Consider the following 18,509-nt stretch of genomic DNA (forward strand, 5'->3'; position numbering starts at 1 on the left):
AATTTCGCAAACGCAGCATTTGCGCTATGCGAATCCGGTTTTGGAACTGAGAAGGGAAATCGTGCGCCATGCCTCCCGTCGGCAGCGGCTGCCTCTCTCCCTAAGCCTGCATTTGAATATGCCGTCAATTCGTGCAATGAAAAGAGAATGATTGTGCTATCGATAGTAAAATTATGCTCTCAAATCTGATCGAAAACGGACGCGCCTTGAAAGCCATCTCCGTGCCGCGTGCGCGGCATCCTCTGCACGCCATGCCGACCTCGGCCGGCTATGACCTGCAATCCGATCCCAACTATTTCTGGGATGGCCGTTTGCGGGGGCAGGTGCCGTTTACGGTGCTTCAACACACGATCAGCGGGACGGGGACGCTGAGATACGAGAACCGGATCATCAAGCTTCGCCCGGGGGAATCTTTCCTCGTTCTTGTGCCGCACAATCATTGCTACTGGGTCGAGAAGGGGGACAAATGGGAATTCTTCTGGATATCGACGAACGGGACGGAAGCGCTGAGAATCCACGAGGCGGTGCTGAATGCGCATGGTCCGATCCTGCGCCTGAAGAGCAATTGCATCGACAAACTGGCATCCTGCGTGTTGCGCCTGGTTCAGGGCAAGGCCGAGACGCCGGGAGAGGCATCCGCGATCGCCTATGAAGCGACGATGGCGCTCTACGACGGCGCATTCGGCCCCTCGGAAAGACTGCTCGACTCCGAAAATGCGATCAACCGCGCCATGCAATATGTGTCCACCCACCTCGACAATCCGCTGCAGGTGGACACGCTTGCTGGGGTTGCAGGCCTCAGCCGGGCGCATTTTTCACGCAGCTTCGCCAACCTGACCGGCCTGGCGCCGGCCGAATATGTCATGCAGCAGCGGATGAAGCGCGCCGCGAAACTGCTGACCACCAATCGCGAACTGCCGGTCAAGGAAATCGCGGCCCTGGTCGGCATGCTCGACAATAATTATTTTTCCAAAGTCTTTCGCCGCAGTTACGGCGTTACTCCTACCGAGTTTCGCGAGACGGCGATGTCCTCGACCGGGCGGCGGTGAGGGCGATTGCCGGGAGTGCTGCAAGCATATGAAAATAGCGACCTACAACGTCAATGGAGTGAATGGCCGGCTCGACGTGCTGCTCAAATGGCTGGCCGAGGCCGCGCCCGATGTTGTCTGTCTTCAGGAACTGAAGGCTCCGGACGAAAAGTTTCCGATCGCGGCGATCGAGAAGGCCGGGTACGGCGCCATCTGGCACGGACAGAAATCCTGGAACGGTGTCGCCATCCTGGCCAAAGATGAGCCCCCCATCCTCACGCGCAAAGATCTGCCTGGCGATCCGGATGACGTGCACAGCCGATACATCGAGGCGGCGGTGCATGGCATGATCATCGGGTGCCTATATCTTCCGAACGGCAATCCTTGGCCGGGGCCCAAGTTTGACTACAAACTGGCCTGGTTCCGGCGACTGACCGCCTATGCCGCCGAACTCCTGGAACTTGGCGTGCCCATCGTGCTTGCCGGCGATTACAACGTCATGCCGACCGAAATCGATGTCTATAAACCGGAGCGTTGGCTCGACGATGGGTTGTTTCGCATCGAAGTGCGGGATGCCTATAGGAATCTGGTGGGGCAGGGCTGGACCGACGCATTGCGGACGCTGAACGGCGACGCCCGCGTCTACACATTCTGGGATTATTTTCGGAACGCTTTCGCGCGCAATGCCGGACTGAGGATCGATCATTTTCTCCTTAGCCCGGCGGTTGCAGCTGATCTCGCTGCAGCCGGGGTGGACAAGCACGTCCGCGGCTGGGAGCACACGAGTGACCACGCGCCCGTCTGGATCGAGCTTGCGGGCGACATCGGCGGGCTTTCGACGGGGCCGCATTCATGATCGTGTTCCTGGACTTCGAAGCATCGTCGCTCGCCAGGAACAGTTATCCAATAGAAGTGGCGTGGGTCTTCGAGGATGGCCGCTCGCGAACCTGCCTGATACGGCCGGCCGATAATTGGACCGACTGGTCGTCCGAAGCAGAAAGGATTCACGGGATCGGGCGGGATATCCTGCTTGCAGAAGGTGTGTCCGTCGAGGTGCTTGCCGCCGAAATGGTCGAGACGCTTTCGGGGCATGACCTCTATGCAAGTGCGCCTTCATGGGATGGCAAATGGCTAAGCACGCTTCTGCGCGCCGCCGGCTTGCCGCGGCATGCACTTCGGTTAAGAAAATCCGACGACGCATTCCTGGATGCTGCGCGTGCAGCAATGGGGCCGGATTCCCCTGAAGCTGAGGTCGCAAGCCTTGTCGCCAGTGTTATTGAGACAACGGAGCCAGTGTCGCTGCCGCACCGGGCCTTGCCGGATGCGAAACTCGAACTTGAGCGCTGGACTCTGGTTCGACGGCGCGCCGGGTCGAAATTCTAGGATTGCGGAACGCGGGCGCAATCTTCTCCGGTAACGATCGTTTGCCGAACCTGAGGTTTCGGCTTTGCCGGTGTCGACTTAGGCAAGATCTTCCGAAGCAAGAAGCAAAGAGGCGCATCAAAAACGCCCTCAACAGGCGTGCGTCTGTCATTGAATATGTAAATAACGTATGTATAAATTGGCTTGATAAGGGTCAAAAACAAGTTCTCCATGTCGAAGCAGTGCATCTGTGGAGGTATTTATGGCAGACATACCTGGAAATTCGACAACGACTGCGTCCATGGATGTCGACGGTGAGCCATTCCACAGCAGTATCGAGAAATCGGGCGATAGTGATTGGATCAAGGTCCATCTCGATGCAGGGCAGAGCTATTCGTTCAATCTCGTATCAGCTGCATCCAATGACGACACATCTTTCAATCCCCTGCTGTCGCTTTATGGTCCTGACGGCCAGCTGATCGATTCAAACGATGATGTCGGCGCCGGCTTGATCGTCAATCCGCTGATTGGCAGCGACAATTTCAAAACCGCCTCGTATCTGCATTTCACTGCTGCGGAAGAGGGAACCTACTATCTTGCCGCTTCAGGCTCCGGCAAGTCCACTGGCGACTATATGCTGTCAGCCTATCAGGAAGACATTCCCAACAGCGCATCGACGCCCGCGACGCTCGAAATCGGCGGTTCGGTGACCGGCCAGGCAAGCCCGGTGAATGCATCCAGTTACGACGACGATTACTATGCGGTCCAGACCGTTGTCGGCCAGTATTATACGGTGACCGTTTCCGGCAGTGGCGACAACCCGCTGCATTCGACCTATGTCAACGCACGCACGGCGGATGGCAACACCGTCATCACAGAGGCCGGCGACTGGGGTTTTGGTGTCAGCCGGATCACCTTCCGGGCGATCGATACGACGACGATACTCACCGYGGGTGAAGGCACGGTGGGCGCGAGCGGCCAGTATACGCTGCAGATCGATAAGGCGTCGCCGCTTGACACGGTGGAATGGAACGTCACCTCGCCGAAGAACATCAAGGTCTTCTTTGTCGGCGATGGCACCGTCACCGCTCCAGCTGGCGAAAATTTTAGCGCGAAGGCCTGGACCCAGGACGAGATCAATGCGGCGATGAAGGCCTATGGCACGTGGAGCGATGTCGCCAACGTCCATTTCACCCAGGTCTCGGACCCCAGCCAAGCCAATTTCTTCATGTTCAAGGCGCCAGCGTCAGCTTTCAGCGGTAACGAGCTCGCGCATTGGGATGTGGATGGTGGGACGGCGACCCTCGGAAGCACCAGCTATCAGATTGACGGAGCCGGAATATACAATGCCGATACGACCGAATGGACCAACCTGCAGCCGGGCGGCGACGGCTTTCTGACGCTTATCCATGAGATCGGCCACGGCATGGGGCTGGCCCATCCTTTCGACAATGGCGGCGGCTCAGCGGCCCTGCCTGGCACCACCGATCCCTTTGGTCAGTTGGGCGCGTTCAGCCTCAACCAAAGTGTGGATTCGATCATGGCCTATAACCGAAGCTTTGCTCAGGCCTTTGGAAGCGCCTACCCGCTCGATTATGGCGGGGCCGCCAGTCCGATGGCGCTCGACATCGCCGCGATGCAGGGCATGTATGGGGCCAACACCGATCACAACGGCGCCAACGACACCTATGTGCTGCCGACAGCCAATGCGAAAGGTACCTATTTCCAGGGAATCTGGGATATGGGCGGCAGGGACACGATTGTCCAGAATGGTTCGGATTCGGCCGTCATCGATCTCCGCCCCGCATCGCTGCACTATGATTCGATCGCAGGCGGCGGCATTTCCTACGCCGTTGGCATCCGCGGCGGATTCACGGTCGCCAACGGCGTCGAGATCGAGAATGCCGCCGGCGGTGCGGGCAATGACCACATCGTTGGCAGCGACAAGGTCAACACGCTGCATGGCAATGGCGGTACCGATTTTCTCGCCGGCCTTGGCAGCAACGACAAGGTTTACGGCGACGACGGCACCGATACGCTCTATGGCGACGGCGTTCCAGCCGTCGCCTCGGGGGTCGGCACGGGGACGGGCGCGGTCACAAAAGCCGCAGGCGCGGGCAACAACGATTATGGCACTGCGCTCGACATCACCGGTGATTTCGCGCTGACCGAGAATGCCAATATAGAGAATTCCACGACCGACCCGCATGTCACCATCTCAGGCACCGCCGACAGCGATGCGCGCGATTGGTACAAGCTGACTGTAGCCGCAGGGTCGACAATCACGCTTGACATAGACGGCATGTCAGGTGGCTCCAACGATAGCAATGTGCGGATTTATGGCGCCGATCCGACCAGCTATCTGAGCCAATTCAATGATGGCTCCGTTCTGGATGGAGCCGGTGGTTCCTCGTCGTCGACGGACAGCTTCGGCAGCTTCACGACGGTAAGCGCCGGAACCTATTATATTCGGGTGAGTGACTGGAACAACGGAACCATGTCCGCTGGCACGACCTACACGCTGCAAGTCTCGGTTTCTGATCCCCAAGGGATCGATGCTGGCGCGGGCAACGACACGCTCGATGGCGGCGGCGGCGCCGATCACATGGTCGGCGGCGGTGGCAACGATACCTACATTGTCGACAACCAGGGTGACACGGTCACCGAACTGGCGGGCGGCGGCAAGGATACGGTGAAGAGCAGCATCGCCTATACGCTGACCGATCAGGTCGAGAGCCTGGTATTGACCGGATCGGACGGCATCGGAGGCACCGGCAACAGTCTCGCCAACCACATCACCGGTAATTCCGGCGTCAACAAGATCGAGGGCATGGACGGTGACGATAGCCTTCTGGGCGGCGGGGGCACGGACCAGCTCTATGGCAATGGCGGGGTGGATACGTTCGTATTCGACACCGGCGATAGCGGCAAGACACACGGCTCGGCCGACACGATTTTCGACTTCACCAAGGTCGACCATATCGATCTGACCGGCTGGGATGCGGATTCGAAAAAAGGCGGCGTTCAGGCTTTCGACTTCATCGGTGCAGATGCGTTCAGCGGCCAAGCCGGCGAGCTCCACTATGTGAAGGGAAAATCCGACACCTGGATCGAAGGCGACACCAATGGCGACAAGAAGGCGGATTTCGTCATTCACCTCGATGACGCCGTGATGATCAAGGCGAGTTATTTCGACCATTGAGAGACAAGTGGCAGGCGAGGGAACCCGGCGGCTTCGGCCGACGGCGTCAGGGATCAACACCTCAGGCAGGCACGCAGATTGAAGCTGGCGGGATCGCCTCTTCCCGGATGGCTCTCTACAATGGCTTTTCTACTGTTTGCGCGCGACGAAGTCGGCGTTGAACGTTTCGAGTTGCCGGTAGAGTTCGAGATATTTGCCGTAACCATAGGCATAGCGGTCCGCCAGCCTGGAGTCGGGTTCGAACATCCGGTCCGTGACCACCAGCCGGCTAGCCGCCTCTGGCAGTGAGGAGAACAGACCCGCGCCGGTGCCGGCGAGGACGGCGGCGCCGAGGACGCCTGCATCGAGGTTTTTCAGCCGCCGCAACGGCTTGCCCAGGATGTCGGCGCGGATCTGGCACCAGATGTCGGAGGCCATGCCGCCGCCCGCTGCGTTGAAGACTTTTGGGATGCAGTCGGCCGATTGTTGCAGGCTGTTGACCGCGAGCCGCACAGAGAATGCGACACCTTCCATCGTCGCGACCGCGAATTCGGCTGGCCCCATCGAGGAATCGACACCGGAAAAGGAGGCGCGGGTATTGATGTTCCAGATCGGCGCCCGCTCGCCCTGGAGATGCGGCAGGAAGATCGGCGTAAGCCGGCTGCGATCGACGGTCTCGGCGAGCGCCGAAAGGTCTGTCGGCGATTTCGACAACAGGTTGGCGAGCCAGGCGATCGAGGCGCCTCCGGCTTGGGTCGGTCCGGCATGCAAGGTGATGTCTTCGCAGCGCGGGAATGCGATGACGCCGGGGATCGGGATTTTGTGTTGCGAGACGATGCCGAGGATTTCACTGGTGCCGCTGAGATACATGCCGTCGCCATCCTGCAGTGCACCGCAGCCGAACAGGCCGGACCATGCGTCCATCGTGCCCGTCACCATCGGCGTGTCGGCGCCCGGAAGGCCGTCGCGGATGCGACCGGCGGAATCGGCAAAGCGCCGGAGTGGGGCGAGGCGTTCGCGCGCGCCGTCGACAAGTCCGACAAGGCTGTCGATATAGGTCAGGCTCTGGTCGATGATGCCGAAGGACGCCATCGGGTCGGCGACCGCCTCGCCGGTCAGCTGCAGGATGCAGTAATCCTTTGGCGCCATGACCCATCGCGTTTTTCGCCAGATATCGGGACGGTGCCGCTTCACCCATTCCATCCGAGCCAGGACGTGGCTGGCGTCGATGGGCAGCGGTGCGCCCCACCAGCCGATCTTGTCAGCCTCGGAAACCTTGGCGTCCAGTTCGGCGGCGACTTCGGCGCAGCGGCCGTCCTGCCAGATGATCGCCGGCATCAGCGCGTTGCCGTTTTCGTCGACGAAAACATGCGTGTTGACCTGGGAGCATAGGCCGATGCCGTGCAATTGCTCCGGCTGCAGTCCGGCCGTGAGTTCGGCCAGCGCTGCCTGGACGTGTATCATCCAGTCATCGGGATCCTGTTCTACCACGTTCGGTGGGCGGCGATGGGAGGGGTAGGGGCGAGCAAATGTGCGCTCTGCATTGCCGTCGATATCATAGAGGGCGGCCTTGACTGCCGTCGTGCCGACATCGATGCCGATCAGCATGGGTTTGCTCACGATATCCTCCGATTTCGTCAATGCGTCGCCATCCTTAGCGGGGCATTTTCAGGCTGACAATCGCCTTTGCAAACGGGCAGGCATGTCTATTGAAATGCCGGTCAAGCTCGGCTAACCTCCCGCCGGAATTCGAAAAATTCGAAAGTTGAGGGGGAGGTTTCCATGACGTTCAGATTGAAAGCCGGCGTGCTTGCCAGTGCTTTTGCGGCGCTGATGATGGCGGGTGCGGCCCATGCTGCGGCGAAGATCGCGGTGGTCACGCCCTATCTGGCGCAGCCCGGCACGCAATTCTATGTCGAGGCCTTCCAGGCTGAGGCCAAGGCGAATGGCTGGGACGTCAATGTCATCGATACCAAGGGCGACGTGGCTGCTGCCATCAGCCGTCTCGAAGACGTCAGCAACCAGAAGGTCGATGCGATCGTCATGAATGTCGATCCGGCACAGGTCGCCGCCGGCCTGCAGACCGCCAAGGATGCCGGCATTCCGGTGTTCGGCATGGATGCCGGCGCGAGCCCGCTTCTGGTCACCAATGTCACCTCGAACGGCTATTCCATGGCCGCCGACACGGCCGCCTATGTCACCAATCGCATCAATGGCAAGGGCAATGTCGTGATGTTCGTGTTCGACGCCTTCCCGCCGGTGCAGGCACGCGGCGTCATCGCCGATGCGATCTTCAAGAACAACCCGGATATCAAGGTGATCGAGCGCGTCACGCCCAAGGTCGATGACGGCGGCATTGCCGATTCCCGCGCCAAGATGGAGGCGATCCTCGCCGCCCATCCGGACAAGGGCTCGATCTCGGCCGTCTGGGCGGCCTGGGACCAGCCGGCGCTCGGCGCATTGCAGGCCATCGAGGCTGCCGGCCGCCAGAACGAAGGCATTGTCATCACCGGCATCGACGCCAATCCGCAGGCACGCGATGCCATCGGCAAGGGCACAAATTTCGAAGCCTCGATGGCGCAGGATTTCAAGGGCATCGGCAAGACCACAGCCGATGCCGTCAAGCGCTACCTCGCCGGCGAGAAGATCAAGCAGAGCGTAATTTACGTGCCGACCAAGCTGATCACCGCGGCCAACGCCAAGGATTGATGGATCGCCGGGGCGCGGTTGCGTGAAGACCCCGCCCCATATGGCGCAAAGACCCCGCCCCAAACCCTTCCCCACAAGGGGGAGGGGCTTAACCCAGCCGCATCGCTGATGCCTCAACTAGGTCGAGCGGGTCGCCGCAAGTCTTCTCCCCCCTTGTGGGGGAGATGGCCGGCAGGCCAGAGAGGGCCTTTCGTCTTGTTTGAAACGCCCATGACCGAACCATTACTCGACATCCGCCATCTCGCGAAGGCCTATGCAGGCGTGCCGGCCCTCAAGGATGCGTCGCTTTCGGTCGAGCGCGGCGAAGTGCATGCGCTGATGGGCGAAAACGGCGCCGGCAAATCGACGCTGATCCGCATTCTCGCGGGCGCCACGACAGCCGACAATGGAGACATCGTGCTGGACGGCAAGACGGTGACGATCGGTCATCCGTCGCAGTCGGCGCGGCTCGGCCTGCGCTTCATCCACCAGGAACTCAGCATCATCCCGGAACTGTCGGTCGCCGAAAACCTGTTTCTCGGCAGGCCTTATCCGCGCCGGCTTGGTATCCTGGCCGATTGGCGGGCGCTGAACCGTCGTGCTCTGGAGGCACTCAAGGCGCTCGACATCTCCACGATCGATCCGGGGCGCAAAATGGCGCGGCTCACTGTCGGCGACCAGATGCTGGTGAAGATCGCCGCGGCTTTTCTTGACGAGGGCGGCGAGGCCGCACGGCTCTATGTCATGGACGAGCCGACGGCGGCGCTGACCAGCGAGGAATCCGAACGGCTGTTCAAAGTCATCGGCAATCTGCGCGCCAGCGGCCGCGGCATCATCTACGTGTCGCACCGCATGGACGAGGTGATGCGGATTGCCGATCGCGTCACGGTCCTGCGCGATGGCGAGACCGTGGCGACGAAGGCGATAGGAGATTGCAGCAAGGCGTCGATCATCGAGATGATGACCGGCCGCACGCTGGCCGAGGCCTATCCCGTGCGGCAAGTGGTTGCCCAATCGGAGGTCGTGCTCAAGGTTTCCGGGCTTGGCTCGACAGCGGTCAGGGACATTGGCTTCGAACTGCATGCCGGTGAGATCCTCGGCGTTTCCGGACTGGCCGGCGCGGGTCAGAGCGAGCTTCTGCGCTTGCTGATCGGCGCCGAAAAGGTGACCAGTGGAAGCATCGAGCTGAAGGGGCGTCGGCTGAAACCGGGCGATGCGGCAACGCGCTGGCACGAGGGTTTTTCCTATGTGCCGCGCGAACGGCGCCGCGAAGGGCTGTTGCCGCGCGCCTCGGTGGCCGACAATACGGTTCTGTCGCATCTCAGCGCACTCAGCCGCGCCGGCCTGTTCCGCAACCGGCGCCGCGAGCTTGCGCGGTCGCGCGAACTGGCCGAACGGGTGAAGCTGAAATCGGTCGGGCCACGCCAGCCAGTGCTGCAGCTGTCCGGCGGCAACCAGCAGAAGGTCGTCTTTGCCCGGGCGGTGCTGGGCGCCCCCTATGTGCTGCTGCTCGACGAACCGACCCGTGGCGTCGATGTCGGCGCCAAGTTCGATATTCACAGCCTGCTGCGCGAGCTGGCCGCCAGCGGTGTCGCCATCGTGCTGGCATCTTCCGATCTGCCCGAACTGATCGGCATGGCCGATCGCATCCTCGTCATGCGCGAAGGCCGCCAGACGGCGATCGTGCCGGCCGAAGGCCTGACGCAGGCGCGGTTGCTCACCCTTTCATTCGGCGAACCCGCCGTCACCCCTTGAGGAATTCGTTTTGGCTCTGGCAATCCGCAGATATGGAACCCTGATCGGCATCGTCGCAGTGATCCTGTTCTTCTGGATCGCGATCCCCGACACGTTCATGACGCTACGCAACTGGCTCAACATTTCGCAGCAGGTCTCGATGCTCGCGGTAACTGCGTTTACGATGACCATCGTCATGGTCATGGGAGATTTCGATCTCTCGGTCGGCTCGATGGCGAGCCTTGCGGGTATCGTCGCAGCACTCGCCTTTCAGGCCGGCTTTCCAGTGCCGGCTGCACTGGCTCTGGCGCTGCTGGTCGGGCTCGCCGGCGGGCTCTTGAACGGCGTACTGGTCAGCTATGTCGGCATCCTGCCTTTCGTCGCCACGCTGGGGACGCTGACGATTTTTTCGGGCCTCGCCTTTTTCGTCAGCGACGGCAAGACGATCTTCGGGCGCGACATTCCAGAGAGTTTTTCGAGCTTTGCCCGTGGCGGCATCCCGCTTTTCCAGGCAGGCGATCAATGGGTGACGCTGCCCTATCTGACGCTCGTCGCACTCATCGTGCTATTYGTCGTCTGGATCCTGCTGGAACACACCGTCTATGGACGACAACTCTATGCGATCGGCGGCAATGCCGAGGCGGCACGGCTGGCCGGCATCCGCGTCCGCATCCTGAGGCTCTCGGCCTTCGGCCTGACCGGCCTGGGTGCGGCAGGGGCGGGGCTCATGTATGCAAGCCGCGTCGCCTCGGCCAACCCGACCCAGGGCAGCGGCCTGATGCTGTCGGCGATCGCCGCCGTCTTTCTCGGCATGACGATGAGCGAGGAGGGCGAGCCGCGGGTGCTCGCCACGCTGTTCGGGGTGTTGATCCTCGGCGTGCTCGACAACGGCCTGACGCAGATGAGCGTCGACTCCTACGTTCGCGACATCCTGATCGGGACGATCATCGTGCTGGCGGTCGCGGCATCGAGCCTCAGCAAGCTCAGCCAGCGTTAGGCGGCAGGTCGGAACTGCCGTTGTTTCCTGCCTCAGGACTGTCCGAGAAGGTGCGGCGATCTGCCTTCGCGATGGCCTCTTCAGGAGGCTTTCAGCTCGTTGAAATAACTAAAGTCAGGCAAGTTTTCATCGACCTTCGGAACGATTTTTCCGCTCGGCGGTTACTTCATATCGCCAAGAGGAGATCGCCATGACAATTCCAGCCTTCAGATGGAAGCTTGCAACCGCCTTGACTGCTGTTGCGCTTATCGCCGCCGCCCCCGCCGTCGGCATGGCCGCCGAGCAGCCCAAGGCCGCCACGGATACCGCTCAGTCCGATACGGCTGCGGCGAAGGTCGACAAGACCATGTTCGTTTCCACGGTCGCGAGCGCCGGCAAGTTCGAGATCGATTCCTCCAAGCTTGCGCTCGACAAGGCAAAATCAAAGGACGTCAAGGCTTTTGCCCGGATGATGATCAAGGATCACACCAAGGCTGGCAAGCGGCTCGCGGCCATCGTCAAGAAGGAGGGCATGGCGGCGCCTGCCGATACGCTTTCGCCCGGGGATGATGCGGCGATGAAGCAGCTGACCTCAGCCAGCGATGCCGATTTCGAGAAGACCTATATCGCGCTGCAGACCAAGGGACACCAGGACGCGGTGGCCTTGTTCAAGAACTATTCCTCAAATCCTGACGACAAGCGGCTCGGCCGCTTTGCCAAGAACACGCTGCCGACGATCGAAATGCATCTCGAACATGTGCAGAAGCTCACCGCCTCGCAGTGAGCCAAGGAGAATTGAGATGAGAGCGATTCAAATACGGACCTTCGGCGGGCCGGAGGTTCTTGAGGTGCGCGAGATCGACAGACCCGAGCCGCAGCCCGGCGAAGTGCTGGTCAAGGTGCATGCGGCGAGCGTCAATCCGGTCGACTGGAAGATCCGCAACGGCGGCTATCCGGCTGTCAAGGAGACGGACCTGCCGATGGTGCCGGGCCGTGACATGGCCGGCGAGGTTGTGGGGCTTGGCGACAGTGTCGGCAAGTTCTCGGTCGGCGATCAGGTCTATGCCTTCCTCGACGTCAAGCATGGCGGCTACGAGGAATATGTTGCCGTCCAGGAGAGCGAATTGGCGCTGAAGCCGAAGAGCATCAATATGACCGAAGCGGCTGCTGTTCCGCTTGCGGCCATCACTGCCTGGCAGGGCCTCTTCGATCATGGCGCGGTGCGAGCAGGGCAGCGCGTGCTTATCCATGGCGGCGCCGGCGGCGTCGGGCACTTTGCGGTACAGTTTGCCAAGGCCAGAGGTGCCTGGGTGGCGACCACCGTCTCGGCTGCCGACTTGGATTTCGCCAGCAGCCTCGGCGCCGACCAGGTGATCGACTATAAGGCCGAGCGCTTCGAGGACGTGTTGGAGCCGGTCGACATGGTGTTCGACCTGATCAGCGGCGAGACGCGCGAGCGTTCCTTTGACATGCTGGTCAAGCACGGCATTCTGGTTTCGACGCTCGGTGAGCCGGATCGCGACAAGGCGGCCGATCACGGTGTGCAGGTCGTGGGCTATATGGCGCAGCCGAGCGGTGAGCAGCTTTCCGAGATCGCAGGCCTGATCGACGCGGGTAAGGTGCGGGTGGAGGTGCAGCGCGTCTTCCCGCTCGCCGAGGCTGCCAGAGCGCAGCGCACGCTGGAGGAAGAGCACAATCGCGGCAAGATCGTGCTGAGGGTCGTCAGTTGAAATGTGGACTGAAGCTCGGAGGGCGCGCTCTGCTTCAATGATATTTTTCAAGGACGATCACACGCTCGGTATCACGCCCTTTCCATTCTGACGCGGCATAGAAAAAACCGCCTGGATAGTCTTCCAGATACGGTTTCGCGGATACATGAAGATTTTGACGTACCGAATCCCAGAATTCAAAACGTCGCTTTGATGGTATCCAGCGGAGGGGATCGCCCGTGTTTACCTCAACGAACCTGACGGGCCTTATCTGAAGTACGCTTAATATGTCGGTTTCCGTGTCTAAATATCGAACGAACTCGCCGAACTCTCCATCGTCATCCCAGAGTTTTCCAGCTGCCCGCCGTTATATCTTCTCATCGACATGTGCCTCTTGTTGGCGACATCTGAACCAAACATGAGATTTGATGCCCAATCCCGGTCGCAACCTACAAACAGACGGGCAGATTTTCAGCAAAGACCCGCTCTTGCAATCTGGCTCGGCTGATACCGGCATTCCGGCCCACGAACAGGAACCTTCAAACAACTCTGCCGTTAGGCTCCGAACAATCCGGTACGGAGACCATCATGGCAGATCAGACAAAATTCGACACCGATCGTGGCAGCGGCGGTGAACTTCATCAGCATGTTCCGATCAAAGGGCCGCATCAGGCTGAAGTGCACCTGACCACCAACCAGGGCATCCGTATCTCGGATAACCAGAACAGCCTGCGCTCAGGTGAGCGCGGACCGACGCTGCTCGAAGATTTCGTGCTGCGCGAAAAGATCTTCCATTTCGACCATGAACGCATTCCCGAACGCATCGTGCATGCACGTGGCTCCGCCGCGCATGGCTATTTCGAGCTGACGCAATCGCTATCGGACCTCACCAAGGCCGATCTCTTCCAGCGCAAGGGCGAAAAGACGCCGGTCTTCGTGCGTTTTTCCACGGTTGCCGGTGGCGCCGGTTCGGTCGACACACCACGTGACGTGCGCGGCTTCGCGGTGAAATTCTACACCAAGGAAGGCAATTGGGATCTGGTCGGCAACAACATTCCGGTCTTCTTCATTCAGGACGCCATCAAGTTTCCGGATCTGGTTCATTCGGTGAAGATGGAATCGGATCGCGCCTATCCGCAGGCCGCGAGCGCTCATGACACATTCTGGGATTTCGTGTCGTTGATGCCGGAAAGCACGCATATGCTGATGTGGGCGATGTCGGATCGCGCCATACCGCGCTCCTTGCGGATGATACAGGGTTTCGGCATCCACACCTTCCGCTTCGTCAATGCCGAGGGCAAATCGACCTTCGTGAAATTCCATTGGCGGCCAAAGCTCGGCATGCAGTCGACGATCTGGGAAGAGGCGCTCAAGCTGCAGGCAGCCGACAATGATTTCCATCGCCGCGACCTGTTCGAATCGATTGCCTCCGGGAATTTCCCCGAATGGGAGCTCGGCCTGCAGCTCTTCGATGAGGAATTCGCCAATAGCCAGCCCTATGATGTGCTCGATCCGACCAAGATCATACCCGAAGAGGTCTTGCCGCTTAGGATTGTCGGCCGGATGGTTCTGGACCGCAATCCGGACAATTTCTTCGCAGAGACCGAGCAGGTCGCCTATTGCCCAGCCAATATCGTGTCCGGCATCGACTTCACCAATGATCCCTTGCTGCAAGGCCGGCTGTTCAGCTATCTCGACACGCAGAAATCTCGCCTCGGCACTGCCAATTTCCACCAGCTGCCGATCAACGCGCCGAAATGTCCAGTGATGAATTTCCAGCGTGACGGCCAGATGCAGATGATGGTGCCAAAGGGCCGCGCCAACTATGAACCCAACAGCCTTGGCGGGCATGGCGAGGATGGCGGCCCGCGCGAATGTCCGGTCACCGGTTTCCAGACCTATGCGGGGCAATCCGGCGAGGAAGAACAGGGTGACAAGCTGCGCATCCGCGCCGAACTCTTCGCCGATCACTATAGTCAGGCGCGACTCTTCTGGAAGTCACAGACGCCGTCGGAACAGGCGCATGTCGCATCCGCTTTCGTCTTCGAGCTCTCCAAGGTCAACTTGGAGCATGTGCGGCTGCGCACGGTCGGCAATCTTCGCAATGTCGATGAGGAGCTGGCAAAACGCATCGCCGATGGTCTCGGCATCGATCTGCCACAGAAAAATCCCGCCGCCCGCGAGCCGATCGAGATGGACGCGTCGCCGGCCCTGTCGATCCAGAAAAACATGCGCGAGACGATCGAAGGTCGCAAAGTCGGCATCCTCATCGCTGACGGCAGCGATGCCAAAGTGCTGAAATCGCTGGTCGATGCGGTTGGTAAGGCAGGCGCCACGCCATTCATTGTTGCGCCGAAAGTTGGTGGGGCGACGCTGTCGGACGGCAAGATACAGAAGGCTGATGGCCAGCTCCTCGGCTCGCCGTCGCAGATTTTTGACGCGGTGGCGGTGTTGCTGTCGGCAGAGGGATGCAAGGTGCTGCTCAAGCAGGGTGCGGCCGCGCAATGGGTGGTGGATGCCTTCGGTCACCTGAAAGCGATCGGTTATTCGGAAAGTTCGAAGCCGCTGCTCGACAAGGCAGGCGTGACCCCGGATGCCGGCGTCGTCACCCTTGATGGCGCCTTCGTCGCGGCAGCCGGGCGGCGTTACTGGGATCGCGAGCCAAATATCCGCATGCTGGCCTGAAGCCCGACGATGAAATGAGAATGGCGGCGAACTCGGTTTGCCGCCATTCTCAGGCGTCTGGTGCGCGCGTCAGCGGATGAGCAAATTCACGGCTTGGCTGCCGTCACCTTCCAGATCGTATTGCCGACATCGTCGGCGATCAGCAATGCGCCTGACTTGTCGAGCGCGACGCCGACGGGACGGCCGCGGGCCTGGTTCTTCTGGTCGAGGAAGCCGGTGACGATATCCTGGGCCATGCCGGCCGGCTTGCCGCCCTTGAAGGGTACGAAGACGACCTTGTAGCCGTTGAGTTGCGGCCGGTCCCAGCTGCCGTGCTCACCGATGAAGGCGCCGCCCTTATAGTTCGCCGGCAGGCTGTCGCCGGTGTCGAAGACCAGGCCGAGCGGCGCGACATGCGACGACAATGCATAATCCGGCGGGATCGCCTTGGCGACGAGATCCGGGCGCTGAGGCATGACGCGGGCATCGACATGTTGGCCGTAGTAACTGTAGGGCCAACCATAGAAGGCACCATCCTTCACCGAAGTCATATAATCCGGCACGAGGTCGGGGCCGAGTTCGTCGCGCTCGTTGACTACCGTCCAGAGTGTTTTCGTTTCCGGTTCGAAGGTCAGGCCGTTGGGGTTGCGCAGGCCGGTGGCGAACAGGCGCCAGCGGCCGGTTTCGCGATCGACTTCCCAGATCGCCGCGCGATTCATTTCCGCCTGGATGCCGTTCTCGGTGATGTTGCTGTTGGAGCCGACACCGACATAGAGCAGCTTGCCGTCGGGGCTGGCGACGAGGCTCTTGGTCCAGTGATGGTCGATCGGGCCGCCGGGCAGGGGCGTCAGCACTTTGCCCGGCGTGGTGATCTTCGTCGCGCCGTCCGTGTAGCTATAATGGAGGATGGCATCGGTATCAGCGACGTAGAAGTCATTGCCGACCAGCGCCACGCCGAAGGGCGAATGCAGGTTGTCGAGGAAGGTTTCGCGGACTTCCGGCTTGCCGTCGCCGTCGGCATCGCGCAGCAGGATGATACGATTGCCGGGCGGGTCGCTATCGGCGCCGGTCGAGGTGACATAGCTCTCGATCAAACCCATGACGATGTCCTTCGGACGCTTGACGGAGGCTTCCGGCGGCGCACCGGATTCGACCACCAGCACGTCGCCATTCGGCAAGGTGTAGATCGAGCGCGGATGCTTGAAGCCCGTGGCGAAGGCGGTGATCGACAGGTCCTTCGGCACATCGGGCTTCTCGCCGTCCTTCCAGCCCACGACCTTGGCCAGGTTCATCGGCGGCGCGAGAAATTGCTGCGGATCGGGCAGTTTCGGATTGGGACCGATCTGGTCCTTCGGGTTACCGCCCTTGTCGTTGCAGCCGGCGAGCGTGAGGGCGGTTGCGCAGAGGAGGACAGCGGCGATGCCGCGGCGATATGATTTCGACGACATGATGCTGCGGGTCATTCTTCAACCACTCCTACGGCCTGGACGACGCGCCGGAAAACCAGCGTCGTGCTGAGCAAGCCGATGAAGAACATGAGCACCACGGTGATCGCCGATAGGGCGAGCCCCTCTGGCACGACGGATGCCCAGGCATCGCGCGAGTGGATCAGCGTGTTAAAGACGGCGAAGATGAGCACCACAAGATGACCAAGCAATTGCAGCCAGGCGGCCCCCATTCGCCGCAGCAGGGGATGGAGAATGAGATCGAAGAGTTCGACAATCCAGGCGAGCACACCGATCACCAGCCCGACGGCGAGCAGCCAGGCCGAGAAATTGGTCCAGGTCATTTCGGCCGTTTGCCAATAGGCGATGTCGGTTGCCAACGCGCAGGTGAAACAGGCGATGGGGAAAGAACTGAGCAGATTGTAGAGCGGACTTCTGGCGATGCGGATGGTTGCGAGAGGATAGTCGGTATACATCGGGGACAGCCTTTCGCGCGCGTGAAGGCGGGCGTTGTTTCAACTGCGGAGAAAGTGAAAAGTTCCTGGCAGATTGTCGCATGGGATCCGCCGGACGGCTGCGACGGCCGGCTTGGCCATCGATCGTGCCAGCGAATCCAGGTCTGGCTGACCGGGCGAAATGCCTAAGGCGGGATTTGGCTCTATTTCCCTAGCGCGGGCGACAAGCTCTATGCTATCGCTTTGTCTCGACAGAGATAAAGTCGTCAGGATCAATCCACCGGGACAGTGAAATGATCGAGACATCTCTCGACACACACGAGGAATTTGTCGAGGCTTTGGCCGAGAACTCGCCTGCCATGCTTTGGTTGGGCGATGAGAATGGCAAATGCGTCTTCCTGAACGCCGCCCTCAGGACGTTCTGGGGCGTGGAGAATCAGAGCCTCGCTGATTTCGACTGGAGCAGCACCCTGCATCCCGACGACGTCGCCCGACTGTCCGGCCCGTTCGGGCAGGCGATGGCCAAACATACGTCGTTTACTGTGGAGGCGCGGTACAAGCGCGCCGATGGCGCATACCGGACGATGAGGACGACCGCAAATCCGCGCTTCGACAAGAATGGCCACTTCCAAGGCATGACCGGGGTCAATATCGACATCACCGACCAGATCGTCGCCGAAGAACATACGCGCCTTCTCTTGGCGGAACTCAACCATCGGACGAAGAATATCCTCGCCGTGGTGATGGCCATTGCCCGCACGACCGGGCGCCAGGGGGCTTCGCCTGAATTCATCACCTCCTTCAGCCATCGCCTTCAGGGCCTGTCGGCCAGCAACGATCTGCTGGTGCGGACCGACTGGGCCGGCGTGGAGATCGACGAGCTTCTCAAGGCGCAACTGTCCTATCTGAATGACTCGGTCGGGGACCGGCTCAGCCTTGACGGTCCGGCCTTGCGGCTCTCGTCGCATTGTGCCCAAATTCTGGGAATGGCGATGCACGAGCTTTCGGCCAATTGCCTGAAATACGGTGCTTTCTCCGATGATATCGGGCGAGTACGCGTCGTCTGGCGTCTGCTTGAAGACGAGAATTGGGAAATCGAATGGCGGGAATTCACCAGCGGCCCGACAGTCGCGCCTGATCGCAAAGGCTTCGGCCATACCGTGACCGTCGACATGGTGGCCTCGGTGCTCGGTGCGAAGGTGACGATGGATTACCTCCCCGACGGCCTTCGCTGGCATGCCGTCTGCAGCCGGCGATAGAATTGGAG

The 18,509-nt window shown here is 60.6% G+C and carries 14 protein-coding genes; 11 read left to right on the plus strand and 3 right to left on the minus strand.

Going from position 1 to position 18,509, the window contains the following annotated elements; all coding sequences use genetic code 11:
- Positions 1-173: 173 nt before the first annotated feature.
- The 4 genes from AC1D06_RS10150 to AC1D06_RS10165 all read left to right on the plus strand — a co-directional run bounded on the left by AC1D06_RS10150 (position 174) and on the right by AC1D06_RS10165 (position 5,592).
- Positions 174-1,049, plus strand: coding sequence for an AraC family ligand binding domain-containing protein (locus AC1D06_RS10150; RefSeq protein ID WP_477882424.1), 876 nt, complete (start codon positions 174-176; stop codon positions 1,047-1,049).
- A 28-nt stretch (positions 1,050-1,077) separates the two neighbouring features.
- The gene (gene xth, locus AC1D06_RS10155) at positions 1,078-1,884 is read left to right on the plus strand and encodes an exodeoxyribonuclease III (protein ID WP_477986111.1); all 807 of its coding nucleotides are present in this window, start codon (positions 1,078-1,080) and stop codon (positions 1,882-1,884) included.
- The gene (locus tag AC1D06_RS10160) at positions 1,881-2,411 is read left to right on the plus strand and encodes a 3'-5' exonuclease (RefSeq protein WP_477986112.1); all 531 of its coding nucleotides are present in this window, start codon (positions 1,881-1,883) and stop codon (positions 2,409-2,411) included. The genes xth and AC1D06_RS10160 overlap by 4 nt, the downstream gene beginning before the upstream one ends.
- Before the next feature lie 241 nt (positions 2,412-2,652).
- The gene (locus AC1D06_RS10165) at positions 2,653-5,592 is read left to right on the plus strand and encodes a pre-peptidase C-terminal domain-containing protein (protein WP_477986113.1); all 2,940 of its coding nucleotides are present in this window, start codon (positions 2,653-2,655) and stop codon (positions 5,590-5,592) included.
- A 129-nt stretch (positions 5,593-5,721) separates the two neighbouring features.
- On the opposite strand, the gene AC1D06_RS10170 is transcribed toward AC1D06_RS10165, so the two are convergent.
- The gene (locus AC1D06_RS10170; protein ID WP_477882430.1) at positions 5,722-7,191 is read right to left on the minus strand and encodes a xylulokinase; all 1,470 of its coding nucleotides are present in this window, start codon (positions 7,189-7,191) and stop codon (positions 5,722-5,724) included.
- 162 nt (positions 7,192-7,353) lie between these two features.
- Between AC1D06_RS10170 and AC1D06_RS10175 the strand changes: the two genes are divergently transcribed.
- The 6 genes from AC1D06_RS10175 to AC1D06_RS10200 all read left to right on the plus strand — a co-directional run bounded on the left by AC1D06_RS10175 (position 7,354) and on the right by AC1D06_RS10200 (position 15,363).
- Positions 7,354-8,280 (plus strand): substrate-binding domain-containing protein, encoded by a 927-nt coding sequence (locus tag AC1D06_RS10175; protein WP_477986114.1) that lies wholly within the window; start codon positions 7,354-7,356, stop codon positions 8,278-8,280.
- Between the two features lie 210 nt (positions 8,281-8,490).
- Positions 8,491-10,014, plus strand: coding sequence for a sugar ABC transporter ATP-binding protein (locus AC1D06_RS10180; protein ID WP_477986115.1), 1,524 nt, complete (start codon positions 8,491-8,493; stop codon positions 10,012-10,014).
- A 10-nt stretch (positions 10,015-10,024) separates the two neighbouring features.
- On the plus strand, positions 10,025-10,990 hold the full coding sequence (locus AC1D06_RS10185) for an ABC transporter permease (RefSeq protein ID WP_477986116.1): 966 nt from the start codon (positions 10,025-10,027) through the stop codon (positions 10,988-10,990).
- Positions 10,991-11,180: 190 nt separating this feature from the next.
- Positions 11,181-11,753 (plus strand): DUF4142 domain-containing protein, encoded by a 573-nt coding sequence (locus AC1D06_RS10190; protein WP_477986117.1) that lies wholly within the window; start codon positions 11,181-11,183, stop codon positions 11,751-11,753.
- A 16-nt stretch (positions 11,754-11,769) separates the two neighbouring features.
- Positions 11,770-12,699, plus strand: coding sequence for an NADP-dependent oxidoreductase (locus AC1D06_RS10195; protein ID WP_477986119.1), 930 nt, complete (start codon positions 11,770-11,772; stop codon positions 12,697-12,699).
- Between the two features lie 567 nt (positions 12,700-13,266).
- A complete protein-coding gene (locus AC1D06_RS10200; protein WP_477986120.1) occupies positions 13,267-15,363 on the plus strand; it encodes a catalase in 2,097 nt (698 codons plus the stop codon).
- An 86-nt stretch (positions 15,364-15,449) separates the two neighbouring features.
- On the opposite strand, the gene AC1D06_RS10205 is transcribed toward AC1D06_RS10200, so the two are convergent.
- Together AC1D06_RS10205 and AC1D06_RS10210 are read right to left on the minus strand one after the other, a co-directional pair.
- On the minus strand, positions 15,450-16,790 hold the full coding sequence (locus AC1D06_RS10205; RefSeq protein ID WP_477986177.1) for a PQQ-dependent sugar dehydrogenase: 1,341 nt from the start codon (positions 16,788-16,790) through the stop codon (positions 15,450-15,452).
- An 11-nt stretch (positions 16,791-16,801) separates the two neighbouring features.
- Positions 16,802-17,263: a DUF2231 domain-containing protein gene (locus AC1D06_RS10210; RefSeq protein ID WP_477882444.1), complete on the minus strand. Its 462-nt coding sequence runs from the start codon at positions 17,261-17,263 to the stop codon at positions 16,802-16,804.
- 272 nt (positions 17,264-17,535) lie between these two features.
- Here AC1D06_RS10210 and AC1D06_RS10215 point away from each other — a divergent pair, with 272 nt between their 5' ends.
- Positions 17,536-18,501 (plus strand): HWE histidine kinase domain-containing protein, encoded by a 966-nt coding sequence (locus tag AC1D06_RS10215; protein ID WP_477882445.1) that lies wholly within the window; start codon positions 17,536-17,538, stop codon positions 18,499-18,501.
- The last annotated feature ends 8 nt before the right edge of the window (positions 18,502-18,509 follow it).

This window comes from Rhizobium sp. P2_G2 (assembly GCF_056403555.1).

What these genes read in the sequence shown, in the direction of transcription:
- AC1D06_RS10150 (WP_477882424.1), top strand. Translation starts at nt 174, where the DNA reads ATGCTCTCAAATCTGATCGAAAACGGACGCGCCTTGAAAGCCATCTCC.
- AC1D06_RS10175 (WP_477986114.1), top strand. Translation starts at nt 7,354, where the DNA reads ATGACGTTCAGATTGAAAGCCGGCGTGCTTGCCAGTGCTTTTGCGGCG.
- AC1D06_RS10210 (WP_477882444.1), bottom strand. Translation starts at nt 17,263, where the DNA reads ATGTATACCGACTATCCTCTCGCAACCATCCGCATCGCCAGAAGTCCG.
- AC1D06_RS10215 (WP_477882445.1), top strand. Translation starts at nt 17,536, where the DNA reads ATGATCGAGACATCTCTCGACACACACGAGGAATTTGTCGAGGCTTTG.
- AC1D06_RS10200 (WP_477986120.1), top strand. Translation starts at nt 13,267, where the DNA reads ATGGCAGATCAGACAAAATTCGACACCGATCGTGGCAGCGGCGGTGAA.
- AC1D06_RS10205 (WP_477986177.1), bottom strand. Translation starts at nt 16,790, where the DNA reads ATGTCGTCGAAATCATATCGCCGCGGCATCGCCGCTGTCCTCCTCTGC.
- AC1D06_RS10195 (WP_477986119.1), top strand. Translation starts at nt 11,770, where the DNA reads ATGAGAGCGATTCAAATACGGACCTTCGGCGGGCCGGAGGTTCTTGAG.
- AC1D06_RS10190 (WP_477986117.1), top strand. Translation starts at nt 11,181, where the DNA reads ATGACAATTCCAGCCTTCAGATGGAAGCTTGCAACCGCCTTGACTGCT.
- xth (WP_477986111.1), top strand. Translation starts at nt 1,078, where the DNA reads ATGAAAATAGCGACCTACAACGTCAATGGAGTGAATGGCCGGCTCGAC.
- AC1D06_RS10180 (WP_477986115.1), top strand. Translation starts at nt 8,491, where the DNA reads ATGACCGAACCATTACTCGACATCCGCCATCTCGCGAAGGCCTATGCA.
- AC1D06_RS10160 (WP_477986112.1), top strand. Translation starts at nt 1,881, where the DNA reads ATGATCGTGTTCCTGGACTTCGAAGCATCGTCGCTCGCCAGGAACAGT.